The sequence below is a fragment of the Phocaeicola sp. genome, from assembly GCF_048170425.1.
Lineage (GTDB): Bacteria > Bacteroidota > Bacteroidia > Bacteroidales > Bacteroidaceae > Phocaeicola.
This window is the reverse complement of sequence record NZ_DBEXBB010000071.1, coordinates 1-18,930: the sequence shown is the minus strand read 5'-3', so window position 1 is coordinate 18,930 and position 18,930 is coordinate 1. Positions and strand designations below refer to the sequence as shown.

Here is an 18,930-nt window from a genome sequence, read left to right as displayed (position 1 = left end):
ATCACCGATATCATGGGTGCCTACGGCTTATTTTGCGATGGGGCTTCCTTTTGTAGTTCTGAATATGGTTACAGTGCTGATGTTCAAAGGGCTTGAAGTAGATGATAAACTGATTACTTTTTGGACCTCATTAATTCTTTTGCCTTGGACACTTAAACCTCTGTGGAGTCCTTTCTTGGAATTGTTTCGGACAAAGAAATTCTTTGTGATAGTGACTCAGTTGGTTACCGGAGTGACTTTTGGACTGGTAGCGTTGTCTTTGAATCTTTCTCACTTTTTCAGTGTGTCGATAGCTCTGCTGGCTGTGATTGCTTTCAGCGGTGCCACTCATGATATTGCCTGCGACGGAGTGTATATGAGTGAACTGTCCAATGAAGACCAGGCGAAATTTATTGGTTGGCAAGGAGCTTTTTATAACATAGCCAAGGTCATTGCAACGGGAGGTCTAGTGTATTTAGCAGGATACCTTATTGAAGCAAATGCAGCTGCTGGTTCTTTGGAGGCTAGTAAGAAAGCGTGGATGATAATTTTGCTGATACTTTCAGTTACCATGATACTATTGGGAATCTATCATCTTTTTGCATTGCCTTCTACTCAAGTGGTGAAAGTGAAGAAGGAGGAAAGAGGCAATAAGGAAGTAATGAAAGAGCTGGGACAGGTGTTGATGGATTTCTTTCGCAAGACACATATTATATATTATATTTGTTTTATTATTCTGTATCGTTTTGCAGAAGGATTTGTGATGAAAATCGTTCCTCTCTTCTTGAAGGCAAACCGTGAAATGGGAGGGCTTGGATTGAGTGAAAAGGAAATAGGTCTTTATTATGGAATTTATGGAGCAGCAGCATTTGTGTTGGGATCTTTGCTGGCAGGATATTATATTGCCCGGCGAGGATTGAAAAAAACTCTGTTTACGCTGTGTTGTATATTCAATTTCCCTTTTATTGTATACGCTTTGTTTGCTTACCTACAGCCCGAAAGCGGTTGGGTGATATGTGCGGGCATTGTTTTTGAATACTTTGGATACGGTTTTGGATTTGTAGGGCTTACTTTATTCATGATGCAGCAGATAGCGCCCGGAAAACATCAGATGGCTCATTATGCTTTTGCTTCAGGTATCATGAATTTTGGAGTAATGATTCCTGGGATGTTGAGCGGATGGGTATGTGAAAATTTGGGAAATTGGTTTGATAAACCTGGAGGATACGAACCTTTTTTTATCTTTGTGCTGATTGCAACGATTCCTGCTTTTTTGATTACTTATTTTATCCCGTTTAAGTATGATAATGGCGGAAATCTGATAAAAGGTGAACAAGAATATGTGTAATCATAAGTTAAAAGAATAGAATATGGATAAGAAATTTGTGATGCCCTGGGAAGAACGCCCGGCAGATTGTAAAGAAGTAATGTGGCGGTATTCGAAGAATCCCGTCATTGGACGTTATCAGATTCCCTCATCAAACAGCATTTTCAATAGTGCGGTAGTCCCTTTTGAAGATGGATTTGCAGGGGTGTTCCGTTGTGATAACCGAGCTGTACAGATGAATATCTTTGCAGGTTTCAGTAAGGATGGAATAAACTGGGAAATCAATCATGACCCCATTGTATTCAAACCTGGGAATACAGAAATGATAGATTCTGAATATAAATATGATCCTCGTGTTACTTGGATTGAAGACCGTTATTGGATTACATGGTGCAACGGTTATCACGGACCGACCATTGGTATTGGTTATACATTTGATTTTAAGGAGTTTTTCCAGTGCGAGAATGCGTTTCTTCCATTTAATCGCAACGGAGTCTTATTCCCTCAGAAGATTAATGGAAAGTACGCTATGCTGAGTCGTCCGAGTGATAACGGACATACTCCATTCGGGGATATTTATATCAGTTATAGTCCTGATATGAAATATTGGGGTGAACATCGTTGTGTGATGAAAGTAACTCCGTTCCCAGAAAGTGCTTGGCAGTGTACGAAAATAGGAGCCGGTTCTGTACCTTTCCTTACGGAAGAAGGTTGGCTGATGTTCTATCATGGCGTTATTACTACTTGCAACGGTTTCCGTTACTCTATGGGAGCTGCTATTTTGGATAAAGACCATCCCGAAAAGGTGTTGTATCGAACGAGAGACTATCTGCTGGCTCCTGCTGCACCTTATGAATTGCAGGGGGATGTTCCCAATGTCGTATTCCCGTGTGCGGCACTTCAAGACGGAGAGAAAGTGGCTGTTTATTATGGTGCTGCCGATACGGTAGTAGGAATGGCTTTCGGCTATATTTCCGAAATCATTGATTTTGTGAAACGTACTTCTATTGTATAAAATGAACTATTATCAGGCTGTTCCCATAGTCTTTGGGCTGGGGATAGCCTTTTATTTTCTAAGCCTATGAAAAAACTAATCTTATGTGTGGGGCTTTTGTGTGCATTAAGCAGGGTAAATGCACAGGAGCCGGTGGATTATGTTGACCCTTTTATCGGGACGACTAATTTCGGGACGTGTAATCCGGGGGCTGTATGTCCGAATGGTTTGATGTCAGTGGTTCCGTTTAATGTAATGGGGTCAGAAGAGAATACGTACGACAAGGATTCTCGATGGTGGTCTACTCCTTACGACTACACGAACAGCTATTTTACAGGATTGTCGCATGTCAATTTGAGTGGTGTCGGGTGTCCCGAATTAGGATCTCTTCTGTTGATGCCTACCGCTGGAGACCTAGATGTTGATTATCATCATTATGGAAGCAAGTATGAAAAAGAAGCTGCTTCCCCGGGGTATTACACCTTGCATCTGACAAAATATGATATTAAGGTTGAGGCGACTTCTACCTTGAGAACGGGATTAACCCGCTTTACTTTTCCGAAAGGAAAGAGTCATATTTTGATGAATCTGGGGGAAGGATTGACTAACGAGTCAGGAGCTTATTTACGTAGAGTGAATGACCAGGAAATAGAAGGAATGAAACTTCTTGGCACCTTCTGCTACAATCCCCAAGCAGTGTTTCCCATTTACTTTGTGATGCGAATAAATAAGGTGCCGCAGCAGGCGGGTTATTGGAAACTCCAACGCAAGATGAGTGGCGTGGAGGCAGAATGGGACAAGGACAACGGAAAATATAAGTTATATACTCAGTATGACAGAGATCTGGCTGGCGACGATATTGGAGCATGGTTCACTTTTGATACAAAGGATAACGAACAGATAGAAGTTGCCGTAGGAGTATCTTTTGTCAGCATGGAGAATGCCCGTCAGAATCTAGAAGCAGAGCAGCATGGCGCAGGCTTCGACGAGATTCATGCCAGCGCACGTAAACAATGGAATGATGACTTGAGCCGCATCACAGTAGAAGGAGGTACAAACGAACAGAAAACCGTGTTTTATACCGCCTTGTATCATACGCTGATTCATCCCAATATCCTTCAGGATGTAAATGGAGAATATCCTGCGATGGAGAGTGGTGAGATAAAGACTACTCCCAATAATCGCTATACGGTATATTCTTTATGGGATACGTATCGTAACCTGCATCAGTTGATGACACTGGTGTATCCTGAACGGCAGATAGACATGGTAAGAACCATGATTGACATGTACAAAGAACATGGGTGGCTGCCCAAGTGGGAACTATATGGGCGTGAAACCCTTACTATGGAAGGAGATCCCAGTTTGCCCGTTATTGTGGATACTTGGATGAAAGGTCTGCGTGACTTTGATATGGAAACCGCCTATGAAGCTATGTGTAAGTCAGCTACTTTTTCAGGAAAAGACAATCTGATGCGTCCAGATAATGACGATTATATACAAAGGGGATACGTACCTCTGCGTGAGCAGTTCGACAATTCCGTATCACATGCCCTAGAGTATTACATAGCCGATTATGCTTTATACACACTGGCCAAGAGCATGGGAAAGAAAGAGGATGCCGATTTGTTCTATAAACGTTCCATGGGCTATAAGAACTATTATTGTAAGGAATTCGGAACCTTTCGTCCTATTTTGCCGGATGGAAAATTCTATTCCCCGTTTGATCCTCTTCAGGGACAGAATTTTGAGCCGAGTCCGGGGTTTCATGAAGGTAATTCCTGGAATTACACTTTCTATGTTCCCCATGACATAAAAGGGTTGGCTCGTTTGATGGGCGGACAGAAAAAGTTTGTCGATAAGTTGCAGATGGTGTTCGATAAAGGTTTTTATGATCCTGCCAACGAGCCAGATATAGCCTATCCTTATTTGTTCAGTTATTTTAAAGGTGAAGAATGGCGAACCCAGAAAACCGTACGTGAATTGCTGGCCAGATATTTTACTCCCAAGCCTGACGGTATTCCTGGGAATGATGATGCCGGAACCATGTCAGCCTGGGCAGTATTCAGCATGATGGGGTTCTATCCTGATTGTCCAGGAGTGCCGGAATATACGCTGACTGATCCGACTTTCGATCGGATTATCATTCGTTTGGATCCGGATTTCTACGGAAAAGATAAACTGGTGGTAGAAAAGAAAGGAACAAGTTCTCCGGAAGCTTACATACGAAAGATAGAACTTGGCGGAAAGAAATGTAATTATAGAATAAATCATAATGACCTCGTGAAAGCAGGTACATTGACGTTTTATAAATAGAAATTCTGGTTGAATTATAAATCAGCATTGTTTCATAAGGTATTATGACCTTTGTGACAATGCTGATTTTTTGTGTGAGAAGTTTTTTGACGAAAAAAGTATATAAAGCGTAAAAAAATAATGCAGAAAGAGTAAGTGTTTTAGGTAGGCATGGTTGTTTTAAGTCTGTAAAACCAAAATAAAGTATTATGATGTTTAACCTTAAAAAGAAAAGCATTTCGAACAAGAATTCATTACTTGGTTCGAGAAAACTTCTCAGAGCGTTATGGGTTGCTGTTTTGGCAGTACCTCCGTTTCAGGTGTCTTTTGCTCAATTTAGCCTGTCTTTGTCTAATTCCAATTTAGGAGTTGTGATTAAGCAGATTAAGGCACAATCAAACTATCGTTTCTTTTATGATGATGAATTGGCCTCTGTTCCTGTTTCTTCATTGAATGTGTCTAATTCATCTTTGACCAAAATACTTGATCAGGCATTGAAAGGAAAAGGGATTACTTATAGGGTAGATGACAATGTTGTTTATTTATCTAAGATATCTGAGACAAAAGCAACAGAGAAACAGTCTGTACAACAACAGAAAAGTGTATCAGGAAAAATTACTGATTTAAAAGGAGAACCACTGATTGGAGTAACTGTTTTAGAAAAAGGGACCACCAACGGAACCATTACAGATTTTGATGGAAATTTTAGTTTAAGTCTATCTACTCCTAATGCTGTGTTGCAGTTCTCTTACGTAGGCTATAAGTCTATAGAGATGACTGCAAATAAGCCTATGCTTAATGTGTCTTTAAGTGAAGATACTGAGGTGTTGGAAGAAGTTGTGGTAACAGCTTTGGGTATTAAGCGTTCAGAAAAGGCTTTGTCCTATAATGTTCAGCAAGTGAATGCGGATGAGATTATCAGAAATAAGGATGTGAATTTTGTTAATTCATTGAGTGGTAAGGTCGCAGGTGTAAATATCAATGCCTCATCTTCAGGTATAGGTGGAGCTTCAAAAGTGGTAATGCGTGGCGCAAAATCAATTATGCAGTCTTCTAACGCGCTCTATGTTATTGATGGTGTACCAATGTATGCAGGTTCTAGTGAGGGAGATACAGAATTTGGTTCTCAAGGTACAACAGAACCGATTGCTGATATCAACCCAGAAGACATAGAATCAATGTCTGTTCTGACCGGTGCGGCAGCTGCGGCTTTGTATGGTTCTGATGCAGCTAATGGTGCGATTGTAATTACGACGAAGAAAGGTAAAGAAGGGCGGTTGAAAATTACGGTTAATAGTAATACAGAATTTTCGAATCCATTTGTAATGCCTAAATTCCAGAATAGATATGGAACAGGTAGCTCTAAATCGTCTACAAATGTAGATAGAAGTTGGGGGGCATTACTTACAGAGGCTAATCGATACGGATATGATCCCCGTTCAGACTATTTTCAGACTGGAATTACAGGAACAGAGAGTATTTCATTATCTACAGGTACAGAGAAGAACCAAACGTATGTATCTGTTGCGGCAGTTAATTCAAAAGGCATAGTCCCAAATAATAAATACAATCGTTACAATTTTACTTTCCGCAATACAACTTCGTTCTTGGATGACAAGATGAGTTTGGATGTGAGTGCAACTTATGTTCGTCAGAATGACCGTAACATGACGAATCAGGGTACGTACAACAACCCCCTTGTTGGTGCCTATTTGTTCCCTCGTGGAGGAGATTGGGAGGATACAAGATGTATGAACGTTATGATGTTGTGCGCAAAATTAATACTCAATATTGGCCTGCTGGTGATGCTGCTATGACGATGCAGAATCCTTATTGGATTAATTATCGTAACTTGCGTGAAAATGTCAAAGACCGTTATATGCTTAATGCTAGTCTTAATTATAAGATTCTTGATTGGTTAAGTGTATCGGGACGTGTCCGTTTAGATAACTCTACCAATGACTATACTGAAAAATTCTATGCATCTACAAACACACAGTTAACAGAAATGTCTACACGTGGCTTGTATGGTATTGCAAAATCTAATGAAAAACAGCTCTATGCTGATTTCCTCGTAAATATTAATAAAACTTTTGGAGAAGACTGGAATCTTCAAGCCAATATTGGTGGCTCATTTACAGACATGCGCTATGACTTTATGAAGGTTCGTGGCCCTATTTCTGATGGCTCAATTGAAGGGGAAAAAGTGGGCTTGACAAACGGGTTCTATATACAGAATCTGAGTCCGACAAAAACAGAACGCTTGCAAGATGGATGGCGTGAACAAACCCAGTCTTTATTTGCTTCTGCAGAATTGGGGTATAAGAGTACTTATTATCTGACTCTAACAGGACGCAATGACTGGCCTTCACAGTTAGCTGGTCCGAATTCTAGAAATTCTAGTTTCTTTTATCCGTCTGTTGGTCTTTCAGTGGTTATTTCAGAACTTATGCCTAATTTGAATAAGAATCTTTTATCATATATGAAATTACGAGGTTCATTTGCTTCTGTAGGTGTCGCATTTCCGCGTTATATAGCAAATCCTTTGTATGAATGGAACAAAGAAAATGGACAATGGAGTAGTACAACTCAGTACCCGGTATATGATTTGAAGCCTGAAAGAACAAATTCTTATGAGGTAGGCTTGACAATACGTTTCTTGAAATATTTTGATTTAGACTTGACTTATTATAATACGTTGACAAAAAACCAGACATTTAATCCTGACTTGCCTGTTTCTGGGTGGTCAAAATTGTATATTCAAACAGGCGCTGTCAGAAATCAGGGTGTGGAATTGTCTTTAGGTTTCAAGAATACATGGAATAAGTTCACCTGGGAGTCTAATTATACTTTCTCTGCTAACCATAATAAGATTGAAACATTGGCTGATAATGCCATAAATCCTGCGACTGGTGAGAAATTTTCTATTGAGACTTTAAATATGGGTGGCTTGGGTGAAACTCGTTTCTTGTTGAGAGAAGGTGGAACAATGGGTGACTTGTACTCTTTAATTGATTTGAAGCGCGATGATAATGGTAAAATATATGTTGATAAGAATGGAAATGTGGCTACCGCGACGATTCAAAACTCAGCTGATTATATAAAATTGGGAAGTGTACTTCCTAAAGCCAATATGGCATGGAGAAATAGTTTCAGTTGGAATAACTTCCACTTTGGCTTCCTGGTTTCAGCCCGTTTAGGTGGTGTCGTATTCTCACGTACTCAGGCCGTTCTGGATGATTTTGGTGTATCTGAAGCCTCTGCTGTGGCTCGTGACAATGGTCCTATATTTATTAATGGAGTTGATCAGATATCTCCGGAAAACTGGTATAATGCCATCGGAGGAGGAACTTCTGTTCCTCAGTATTATACTTATTCTGCGACTAATGTACGTTTACAAGAGGCTTCAATTGGATATACTTTACCAAGAAAAATGCTAAAAGATATTTGTGATATTACGATTTCTCTTGTAGGGCGTAATCTTTGGATGATTTATAATAAAGCGCCGTTTGATCCAGAATCTGTTGCTTCTACAGGAAACTTCTATCAAGGTATTGACTATTTTATGATGCCTTCATTGCGTAATTATGGTGTAAGTTTGAGCTTTAAATTTTAAATGAAGAAAGTATGAAAAAGCTGATAAATAAAATAATTTTGGGATCTTTTGTATTGGTCTTCGCTTCTTGTACGGGGGATTATTTGGATATAAATTCTAATCCATACCAACCGGGAGATTTAACAGCAGATGACTATGCTTTAGGGGCTTCTATGAATAACCTGGCAGGATGTGTCGTTTCTGCAGATGTGAATACGGCACAGTTTACAGATTGTTTGTTGGGCGGTCCTATGGGAGGATATTTTGCTGACTCAAACAGTGGATGGGCTAATACAATATCGATGTATAATGCAAAAGATGACTGGACACGTGTCTTTTTGAAGAGTGACAGAATTATTCCTATACTTTATACGAATTTGAATTTTGTAAAAAGATTGTCGGAGGAATCTTCAAATCCGGTTCCAATGGCGGTGGCTACAATTATTAAAGTTGCGACAATGCATAGAGTAACAGATACTTACGGCCCAATCCCTTACTCTAAAATTGGAGAAGACGGCTCAATTACTACTCCTTATGATTCTCAGAAAGATGTGTACTATAGATTTTTTGATGAGTTAAATGAGGCAATTAAGACATTAAAGGAAAATAGTGAATTAAGTTTATCTTCTACTGCCGACTATGTTTATGGGGGCGATTTGAATAAATGGATAAAGTTTGCAAATTCATTAAAACTTCGTCTTGCAATCCGTTTGGTGTACGCTGATCCAGATAAAGCAAAAGCGATGGCAGAGGAAGCTGTTGATGCAAATAATGGAGGTGTACTTGAGTCTAATGCAGATAATGCAAAATGGGATTACTTTAAGACCAGTCCTAATCCTATTTATACAGCTACACGCTATAATCAAGCTGATGGCTGCGAAACGGGTGGTGATACACATGCCGCCGCAGATATTATTTTATATATGAATAATTACAATGACCCGAGAAGAGAAAAATATTTCGTAAAATCAGAATTTAGTGGAAATGACTATGTCGGTTTACGCAGAGGTATCGTAGTTCCCGCTTCTAAAGTGACGCGTCAGTATTCTGGGGTAAATGTAAAACCTACTGATCCTATTTATTGGATGAATGCTGCGGAAGTTGCATTTTTACGTGCAGAAGGGAAAGCGATTTTTAACATCAATACTGGGACTAAGTCACCAAAAGAATATTACGAAGATGGTGTACGGCTTTCTTTTGAGCAGTGGGGAGTAGAAGGCGTTGATACTTATTTGAGCAATAATTATGCAACTGTGGGATATTATTCAGATCCTGAAAATGAGAATTCTTATATGCAACAGCTGACGAGTGTTTCTGTTCAATGGAATGAAGGTGCCTCCTTAGATGAAAAGCAGGAACGGATTATTATTCAAAAGTGGATTGCTAACTGGATGTTAGGAAATGAAGCTTGGGCAGATTACCGTCGCACAGGTTTCCCAAAGTTGATTCCAGCATCTGCTGCCGGAAATAAAAGTAATGGTATCGTCGACTCAGATAAGGGAGCTCGAAGAATGCCATTTCCACAAGATGAGTATATCAGCAACAAAGATAATATCAAGAATGCTGTAACTCTTTTGGGAGGTTTAGATAACATGGGTACTAATGTTTGGTGGGATTGTAAATCCAAATAAAAGAAAATACTATGATGAAAAATATTTATAAGAAAGCTGTGTTGGCTTTAGGTACTGTTGCTTTGCTTCATACATCATGCAGTGACTGGATTGATCCAGAGAGTTTATCAATGGATTATGCTACAATTGAAACTCAGAATCCTGAATTGTATGAAAATTATTTAAAAGATTTGCGTGAATATCGTAATTCTGAGCATCAACTGGTATATGTATGGTTTGATAATAGTGAGAAAGTTCCTTATTCAAGAGCGCATCATCTTACGGATCTGCCTGATAGCATAGACGTTGTTGGGTTAATTTATCCTGACCGCTTGACAAATATGGAGCTAGAAGAGATAAAGACTATACGTGAGAAGAAAGGTATGAAAGTTATCTATACGATTGATTATGATAAAATGAAGTCTGCTTATAATGATAAAATATTGGAAGCTTCTGATAAGGAACCTTTTTCTAAAGAATTTCGTCCTTTCTTGACTGATAGTTTAGCTTATGCTTTAAGTCTTGCAGGGAAATATAACTACGATGGTATTTGTATCAATTATTCTGGGAAGTCTTCATTACACATGCCTGAAGAGGAACTTCGAGAATATATGCAGAACGAGAACTGTTTTATGGATATTATCTCGGATTGGATGGAACGAAATGGAGATAAATATTCTTTAGTATTTCAAGGAAGTCCCCAGAATGTACTGGCTGAAAATGCTGTTGTACTGGATAAAAGCTCAATTATTTTTATATCAGGACTACAAGCTAGTTCTACTTCTGAACTTACTTCTTTGCTGACACTGGGTTATATTGAAAAATATAAAGACCGTTATGGCGTTTCTGTGGTAGGTGTGCCTTTAAATACAGCAGATAAGCATTATATGTTTGGTGATGTCTTGGCTGTAAATGCTGCTGCCGAGTGGGCTTCTGTTCCTCAGAACGGCATGAACTTATGTGCTGTAGGGGCTTATGATGTCTCGGGCGATTATTTCTCTGCTGATTCTAATTACAAGAATATACGTAATATGATTTCTATATTAAATCCGTCAATCAAATAAAGGAGGTAACGATATGAGAATATATTCAGTTTTATTTTATGCTGCATTGATGTTCTTTGCAGGTGGTTTCACTTCCTGTCAGGAAGATCTGGAGAATTATGATGCTAAGATTTACAATGCATCAGATGCCGTTTCACGCTTCTTTGTAGAAGAAGAAATGGATACGGAATCTCGTTTTATCCAGGCCTCTATCGCTAAACAGTTAGATGTGGATGTGACTTTTACTTATGTTGCTGATGCTGCATTGGTGAATCAATATAATACGATTTATTCTGATAACGCAGTTATGCTTCCATCTGAATATTTTGAGATTCCGCAACCGATGGCAAAAGTTGTGGCAGGTAAAATCTCTTCAAATGAGGTCGAGGTTATATTTAAGAACCTTAAAACATTGGATAAGTCAAAAGTGTATGTATTGCCTGTTTGCATTCAGAATGCCAATGTTGATGTGCTTGCTAGCAAACGTACTACCTTCTTTGTACTGAAGGAAGCTTCTTTGATTAATTTTTCTGCAAATTTGTGTGAGAATAATGTTAGAGTAAACTGGAAGAATGCGGCTCCGTTGAAGAATCTGACCGAACTGACAGCGGAAGCTTTGATTAATGTGAATGCTTTTGCCGACGGACGCGGAGCAAATATCAGTACATTGATGGGAGTTGAGGGGCATTTCTTGATTCGGTTTGGAGATGCAGCGCCGAAAGACCAGATTCAGATTGCTGCCAAAGGTGAGAACTTGACCTCTTCAGATTGGGTTTGTAAAACAAGTAAATGGACACATGTAGCTGTAACTTATAATCAATCATCCAATACGGTTCAAGTATATATTGATGGGAAAAAGCGTACGGAACAAGTGTTTACTATTTTCAGGGGACCGGTAGATTGGGGTAAGTATTTTGAGGAAGAAACAGGAGATGATACTCGTAGCTTCTGGATTGGTTATTCTTATGAGAATAGCCGTTACCTGGATGGAGATATTTGTGAATGCCGTATATGGAATAGAGTGCTGACAGAAGAAGAAATAAATGCAGAGAATCATTTTTATAAAGTAGATCCAGCCTCTAAAGGTTTGGTTGCTTATTGGAAGTTTAACGAAGGAAAAGGTGATGCGATTAAAGACTATTCATCTTATGGAAATGACGGAAAAGCTTCTAATGGATTGATTTGGAATGCTGTAGAATTACCTGTAAAATAAAAAATTATGAAACGAATAACTATAAATAAGTTTATTGGCCTGTTTTGCATGCCAGTCTTGATGGGTTTAGGCTTGGGTTCTTGCTCTGAATCTGAAATTGCGTTGAAACCATTAGATGAAAGCAGATATGAAGTGATAGGAGAGCAGTACGGATATTTTACTGATGAAACCGGGAAACAGGATTTTTCTTTGGTTGAGGTACGTTCCGGTAATTCTTCTTCTATCAATATTTATTTAAATGCCACTAAAAAATTAGATACGGCAAGTGAAATAAAGCTAGTATATGATACAGAGGTTCTGGAACGGTACAATGTCTCTACCGATAATGCGTATGAAGCTTTTCCACAAAATGCAGTTTTTGTGGATGCAGGAGGTGGCATGACGTTATTGGAAGGAGAACAGCGCTCACATTCTTTGAATGTAAGTTTTACTGTGGTTGATGGAATGACAGAAGGAACCACTTATGTGATTCCTCTCAAAGCAAGTGTGATTTCTGGTTCTCTGAATTTGACAGAGAACCATCAGGGATATTTGATTTTTGTGACTGTTCAGAAAAATCTGGGTGATTGTGATAAAGGTGGATGTAAAGTCTTTACATGTATAGAAAGTAATGATACGAATCCGTTGAACAATCTTTGCTTTACTCTAAAGAGTTCAGGTAAGTATTTGTTTGATGGTGTCATTTTGTTTTCTGATAACATCGTGCTTGATAAAGAAACTGGCACAGTTCATGCCGGGCATAATGACAATGTGATGTATTTGCTGAATAATCGTGAAAAGTATTTGAAGCCTTTACAGGACAGGGGTATGAAAGTTATATTAGGTATTATGGCCGACCATACTCATGCAAGCGTGGCAAACTTGTCTGAAGAAACAGCACGTGCTTTTGCTCGTGAATTAAAAATTATGTGTGATACATATCAGTTGGATGGAGTCTTTTATGATGATGAATGGGATAAGCCTGAAAATCCGATACCTCCTGGATTTGTGAAAAAATCTCCTGAAGCCGCAGCACGTTTATTCTATGAAGTGAAAAAAATTATGCCTGATCGTTTGAATATTGCTTATGTTTTAGGAAATACAAGAGATTTTAGTTCTGAGGTTTGTTACTTTATGGATGAATCTGGAACAAAACGTGGGCCTGAATATTACGTGGATTATGCTTACATTGATTATGGACATGATGGAGTGGTTGATCAGGATATGAGTGATAATTATCCAGGTTTAGATCCGACTCGCTGGGGAATGTATTCTCAGGAGTTTGCAAGAGGATATTGGGCTTTCGATACAGAACTTGAGAAAATTAAAGCACAGAATGCAGTTAACTTTGTTTTTGCTTACGATCCTTTCAGGGAAAGTTTTTCTACTCCGGTGAAAGGAAAAACTCAGGTTCAACAGTTAGAACTGATGGCTCGGATTCTTTTTGAAGACGAAGCTGTTTATGATAATAAACCTTATAGAAAGGATTGGTAATTAAATAATTGAATTAGAAATCATGAAAAAAATAATTTATGTAATGTGTTTGGGGGCTATGGGGCTGATTTCATGCGAAGAGGAAGAAATGAATCGACCGGATAGTAGTCTATGGGAAGTTGCAGAGACAGAACAGACAGAAGGCACTACTTTAAATGTGGGGGCGGACTTGTTTGACCTGAAAATTGGTGAAACGAAACAATATGAAATAACAGAAGGGAATGGAGACTATAAATTGAGTGTGCTTGATTCTGATATTGCGGAGGTTTCGCTTCAAGAAAAAACTCTAACGGTAAAAGGTTTGCAGCAAGGTGCCACGGAAGTGGTCATTTCTGATAAAAACTTTAATTATAAAAGTATTAAGTTGAATGTGTATATTACAGATAATTTGATAGTAGAAAGTCAGGACGGCGTTAAAATTTCGTTGCCACTTGGAAATCCCAAAGTACAAACTATCCAAGTAATAGAAGGTAATGGGGAATATCAGGCAGTTCCTGCTGACAAAGAGATTGTTACAGCAACAGTTTTAGGAAGTTCAATATCTCTTACAGGGCTAAAAGCAGGGGAAACCAGCTTGACTGTAACAGATAGTCGCGGGCTGTCTGTCATAATTCCAGTAATAATAGAGGAAAGTAGCTCTCCGTATACGGATGAAGAGTTGGAAGCATTTAAGCAATTAACGGATAAAGGGTACTATAATGACTGGAGCGGATTCATTTTGAAAACCCCTAAAACGAATGGCTTTTTTACTGGAGATGATGGCGTAAAAGTCTATGTAAGCAATGGTAATAATTATAATGGAACCAATGACCATTTTAGATGGCAGAAAGGTTCCGAAGGCTTAAATGGAAGCGAAGGTCTTATTTTATGGTTTGATACAAAAGATACGACAGGACATCGCACGTTGGGTAAAAAAGAAAATATGACAATGAAATATTTCAAAAGATCTGATACTGAAGGTATAAATATCAAAATAGATAAGGTACCATTGGATTTTGAGGTGATAAAGGTTGACGAAGAGAAGCGTTTGATATGGGCTGTCTGGTCTGCGCAATATGAAGATGTCTTTTATTTTGGAAAACTTATTATGCCTAATTATGCAGAATAGTATAGTTTTATTTTATCTGATTAATCTATATTTGAGATAGTTATTTCCCCCTTGTCTTTTTCTAAATTGGGCGAAGACGAGGGGGATTTTTGCCGTAGAATATAGTGATAATAATTATGAAATTCATAAAAATATTTATCATCCTCCTGACCGTTGCGCTAGCAGGTTGTAGTAGTCGGTCCACTGTCGTTTCTTCCCCATACGGACATATCAAGCTTATTTTTTCTATAGATGAAGCCCGGCAGTTGTCGTACGCGATTCGAGTGAACGATTCATTGTTTATTACTCCTTCTCCATTAGGGCTTGTGGAAAAAAGCGGATTGCCGATGGCGGCAGGTTTTCAGGTGGAAAAAGTAGATTTCAGTTCAAAGGAGGAGGTTTGGACACAGCCATGGGGAAAAAATAAGACCGTGTTGAATAAATACAATGAAATGGCCGTGCATTTAAGCAATCAGCAGAAGGTCGGTTTAGTAATACGTTTCAGGATTTTTGACGAGGGAGTCGGCTTTCGTTATGAATACGATGTACCTCGGGTAGACAGTCTGTTGATTACAGACGAGTTGACGGAGTTCCATGTTCTCAGAGATGGACTTTCCTGGTCTATCCCTGCTAGTTTTGAAACGTACGAACTGCTATACCGTACGTTGCCAATCAGCAAGGTGGAAACAGCCAATACACCAATGACATTCAAATGCGGTGATATATATGCAAGTATACATGAAGCTGCTTTGACCGATTTTCCGGAGATGACATTGAAGCAGACAGAAGATTACTCCTTTAAGGCAGAACTTGCTCCCTGGCCTGATGGAGTGAAAGTGCGGATGGCTGGAGGCAAACTTCAGACTCCATGGCGCACTATTCAGATTGCATCTCAGGCAGTGGGACTGATTAACTCTTCACTGATTCTGAACTTGAATGAACCTTGTAAGTTGGAAACGACCGATTGGATTCGACCGATGAAATATATTGGCATCTGGTGGGGAATGCACCTGGGAGTAGAAAGCTGGCAGAATGATTCACGTCATGGGGCTACTACGGCAAATGCTAAGCGTTACATTGATTTTGCAGAAAAGAATCATATTGATGCCGTGGTATTTGAAGGCTGGAATCAGGGATGGGAAAACTGGGGTGGTTCACAGAACTTTGATTATACTTGTCCTTATGAAGATTTTGATATTCAGGAAATAGCACGTTATGCGAAGGAGAAAGGAGTCAAAATTATCGGACATCATGAAACGGGAGGGAATATCTTGAATTATGAACGCCAGTTGGATGAGGCTTATAAATGGTATGCCGACCTGGGCATCCATACTGTCAAGACAGGCTATGCCGGAGGACTTTCTTCAGGACATAATCACCACGGACAGTTTAACGTAAGGCATTATCGGAAGGTCGTCGAGACAGCAGCCAGATACCACACTACGCTGGATGTGCATGAGCCGATAAAGGATACGGGTATTCGCCGTACCTATCCCAACATGATGACCCGTGAGGGGGGAAGAGGTATGGAATGGAATGCGTGGAGCGAGGGAAATCCTCCGTCACATCATGTGCTGCTGCCTTTTACGCGCTTGTTGGCAGGTCCGATGGATTATACTCCTGGAATCTTTGACATTACTTATGAGCGTGCTAAGGTTTCACCCTCCCGGAAGCAATGGAACATGAAAGACAGTAAAGACTGCCGGGTGAATACAACGTTGGCCAAGCAGATTGCCGGGTGGGTGATTTTATATTCACCGTTGCAGATGGCATCTGATATGATTGAAAATTATGAGGGGCATCCGGCTTTTCAGTTCTTTCGCGATTTTGATCCGGACTGCGACTGGTCAGAGGCTTTGGCTGGAGAACCTGGAGAATACGTAGTCATAGTCAGAAGAGCCGGTGAAAAGTTTTTTTTGGGAGCAGCTACTAACGAAGAAGGGCGGACGGTGAATGTCCCGTTGGCTTTTCTGAAAGGGAACAAAAAATATAAGGCTCGGATTTATGCTGATGGGGAGAATGCCGACTGGCAGAAGAATCCGGTTTCATACCGTATAGAGGAACGGATTGTGACTTCACAGGATACGTTGTTCGTCAGGATGGCTGACGGAGGGGGACAGGCGGTCAGTTTCTTCCCTTTTTGACGGTGTGGCGCACTAAAAAAATGCTGGCTTCGTATAAGATTACGATTGGAAAGGTAACAATCAGCATGGTAAACACGTCTGAGGTAGGAGTGATGATGGCAGCGATAATCATTGCGACAACCCAGGCGTGTTTTCTGTATTGTGCCATGAAATCGGCAGACAAGATGCCCAGTTTGGCCAGCAGCCAGGTAAGAATCGGAATTTCAAACGTGATACCCATCATCAGGCTCAGCATATTCAGCGTATCAATATAAGAACTGAGCAGAATGGTATTTTCCACTTCCTGACTCACTTGGTAAGTAGAAAGAAAGCGGAATGTAAAAGGAAATATCAGGAAATAACTGAATAATACTCCCGTTAGAAAGAGCAGATAGCCCCAGAATATCAGCCAGCGGGAATATTTTTTTTCATTCTGGTAGAGTGCCGGGGAAATAAAATGAAAAAGCTGATAGAGAATGTAAGGAGAAGCCAGCAGAATACCCGCATAGAACGAAACACTCATGTGGGTGAGAAACTGTCCTGAAAGCTGTGTGTTGATAAGTTTTACCGGCAAGGCTTCCGCTTCCAGTCCGGTTATATGCAGCATCCTTCCTAACCAGGCAAAGAAACGATAGGTACAAAAATCACCCTCTTTGGGGGCAAGGATAAGGCTAAAAAGCTCTTCTTTGAAACAGAAGGCCAGCAGCATAAGTACAATTACCGCACAAGCGATGTGGATAATCGTTTTGCGCAGCTCGTCCAGGTGGTCCCAGAAAGTCAGTTCCGTTGGTTGAGTGGGCTTCACGGCAATTATTTTTCTTTTTTCTCGTTCGAAGTGATTTCTTCCTTCTTTTGGTCTGTTTCTTTCAGGTTATCTTCTACTTCGTTCATGCCTTCCTTGAAACTTCTTACACCTTTGCCAATACCTTTCATTAGTTCGGGAATCTTCTTTCCCCCGAACAGCAGCAGGATGATTAAAGCAAGAAATAAAAATTCCTGGGTACCGATACCCATAAACAGCAATGTAGTATTCATGTACTTTTTGTGTAAATAGAGAGTTAGTTTATAGTTTATTCTTCCGCAAAAATATGGATTGTTTTTTATCTGAGCAAATGTGTGCTCTTTTGCCTTTTTAGTTTTTCAATAAAAGTGGTAGGATTTAGTACATTTTTTATGAAGTGACGATTTGTTTTTTATGTCCTCTTTAGGCAAAACCTATGTTTCTCAAGACGGAAACGTACATTCTCTTTATAGGAAACCTACGTTTCAGGTAAGGGAAACATAAAAAGTGATGGAACATTAGAAGATAAACGAAAAGGTGTTGTCAAGTATTCATAGAAAAGGAAAAGACAGACCACAAGAGAAAAAAGATCAATTTCTCTTGTGGTCTGTCTTTTTATAGGTAAGGAAAGAATTTATTTTTTAGTCAATGAAACATTGTCAATCAATGCTTTGGAGTCTTTTGTCTGAAGCTGGATAACGATGACAAAATCACCTAAAGTTGCATCTGAAACGGGAGCCTCCGTAACTGTTCCTCCTTTGTCTTCCACCCCTTTGATACTGGCAAATGCATTGACTGTTCTTGAGAAATCAAAGCTTGCAGATACTTTTGACCATCTGCCAGCTTTTTTGATTATGCGGCTGTAGGCCGCGGCCGACTGATTCTTAGTTGATTCGTCGCTGAGGTCAAATCCTTCACGCATGATGAAAAGATTGTCAGTCTTTGCATCGCGTATAAAGAAACGGACTTGTGCTCCGTCTGTAAGCGCTTTCATGTCAAAAGATAGCGTGTACACAGCTTTTTCTGCTCCTTGGATGCGCTGTCCCAGATAAGCTTTGTACCATGAATTATCAGTGGTTGTTTCGATTTGTACGGCATTGCCATGCTTCTCGTCATCGGTTGCAGGGCTAATGGTAGTAGCGCCGTTTGTTTTGTCAAATGCAAACCAGTCTTCTGTAGAGGGGATGGATGCATAAGTTTTTTCATCATTCAACGGAGTGTCAAAGTTTCCGTTCTTTACCAAATTCTGTGCCTGGACTCCTATTGCCAGGAAAGCCATTGCGGCTACAATAAATACTTTTTTCATAAAGTTCAATATTAGGTTAGTTTTGATAGATAGTCTGTACAAATATACGAAATTTCATCTATATGCAAATCCCTTTTTGGATTGTTTAGGGTTTTAAAATTTGA

General features: G+C 39.6%; 12 protein-coding genes and 1 pseudogene. 10 read left to right on the top strand and 3 right to left on the bottom strand.

Features of this window, described 5'->3' with window-relative positions:
* From ACMJ0U_RS03005 to ACMJ0U_RS02960, 10 genes and pseudogenes are all read left to right on the top strand, one after another.
* On the top strand, nt 1–1,327 hold a 1,327-nt coding region (locus ACMJ0U_RS03005), incomplete at its 5' end, for an MFS transporter (protein ID WP_417128075.1).
* A 22-nt stretch (nt 1,328–1,349) separates the two neighbouring features.
* A complete protein-coding gene (locus ACMJ0U_RS03000; RefSeq protein ID WP_417128073.1) occupies nt 1,350–2,321 on the top strand; it encodes a glycosidase in 972 nt (323 codons plus the stop codon).
* A gap of 66 nt (nt 2,322–2,387) precedes the next feature.
* On the top strand, nt 2,388–4,616 hold the full coding sequence (locus ACMJ0U_RS02995) for a GH92 family glycosyl hydrolase (protein WP_417128072.1): 2,229 nt from the start codon (nt 2,388–2,390) through the stop codon (nt 4,614–4,616).
* A 191-nt stretch (nt 4,617–4,807) separates the two neighbouring features.
* Nucleotides 4,808–8,211 (top strand): annotated as a pseudogene (locus ACMJ0U_RS02990) (SusC/RagA family TonB-linked outer membrane protein).
* Between the two features lie 11 nt (nt 8,212–8,222).
* On the top strand, nt 8,223–9,821 hold the full coding sequence (locus tag ACMJ0U_RS02985; RefSeq protein ID WP_417128070.1) for a SusD/RagB family nutrient-binding outer membrane lipoprotein: 1,599 nt from the start codon (nt 8,223–8,225) through the stop codon (nt 9,819–9,821).
* 11 nt (nt 9,822–9,832) lie between these two features.
* Nucleotides 9,833–10,864, top strand: a complete 1,032-nt coding sequence (locus ACMJ0U_RS02980; protein ID WP_417128068.1) for a glycoside hydrolase family 18 — start codon at nt 9,833–9,835, stop codon at nt 10,862–10,864.
* A 13-nt stretch (nt 10,865–10,877) separates the two neighbouring features.
* The gene (locus tag ACMJ0U_RS02975) at nt 10,878–12,056 is read left to right on the top strand and encodes a DUF1735 and LamG domain-containing protein (RefSeq protein ID WP_417128067.1); all 1,179 of its coding nucleotides are present in this window, start codon (nt 10,878–10,880) and stop codon (nt 12,054–12,056) included.
* A 6-nt stretch (nt 12,057–12,062) separates the two neighbouring features.
* The gene (locus ACMJ0U_RS02970) at nt 12,063–13,529 is read left to right on the top strand and encodes a BT_3987 domain-containing protein (RefSeq protein ID WP_417128065.1); all 1,467 of its coding nucleotides are present in this window, start codon (nt 12,063–12,065) and stop codon (nt 13,527–13,529) included.
* Nucleotides 13,530–13,551: 22 nt separating this feature from the next.
* The gene (locus ACMJ0U_RS02965) at nt 13,552–14,637 is read left to right on the top strand and encodes a hypothetical protein (RefSeq protein ID WP_417128064.1); all 1,086 of its coding nucleotides are present in this window, start codon (nt 13,552–13,554) and stop codon (nt 14,635–14,637) included.
* Between the two features lie 116 nt (nt 14,638–14,753).
* Nucleotides 14,754–16,760 carry a glycoside hydrolase family 97 protein gene (locus ACMJ0U_RS02960; RefSeq protein WP_417128063.1) on the top strand — a complete coding sequence of 669 codons (2,007 nt, stop codon included), beginning with the start codon at nt 14,754–14,756 and terminating at the stop codon, nt 16,758–16,760.
* Here the strand turns inward: ACMJ0U_RS02960 and tatC are convergent.
* The 3 genes from tatC to ACMJ0U_RS02945 all read right to left on the bottom strand — a co-directional run bounded on the left by tatC (nt 16,741) and on the right by ACMJ0U_RS02945 (nt 18,826).
* On the bottom strand, nt 16,741–17,544 hold the full coding sequence (tatC, locus tag ACMJ0U_RS02955) for a twin-arginine translocase subunit TatC (RefSeq protein ID WP_417128062.1): 804 nt from the start codon (nt 17,542–17,544) through the stop codon (nt 16,741–16,743). The two genes, ACMJ0U_RS02960 and tatC, sit on opposite strands and share 20 nt — an antisense overlap.
* Before the next feature lie 5 nt (nt 17,545–17,549).
* Nucleotides 17,550–17,774: a Sec-independent protein translocase subunit TatA/TatB gene (locus tag ACMJ0U_RS02950; protein WP_417128061.1), complete on the bottom strand. Its 225-nt coding sequence runs from the start codon at nt 17,772–17,774 to the stop codon at nt 17,550–17,552.
* 380 nt (nt 17,775–18,154) lie between these two features.
* Nucleotides 18,155–18,826 carry a DUF4627 domain-containing protein gene (locus tag ACMJ0U_RS02945; protein ID WP_417128060.1) on the bottom strand — a complete coding sequence of 224 codons (672 nt, stop codon included), beginning with the start codon at nt 18,824–18,826 and terminating at the stop codon, nt 18,155–18,157.
* Nucleotides 18,827–18,930 lie beyond the last annotated feature (104 nt).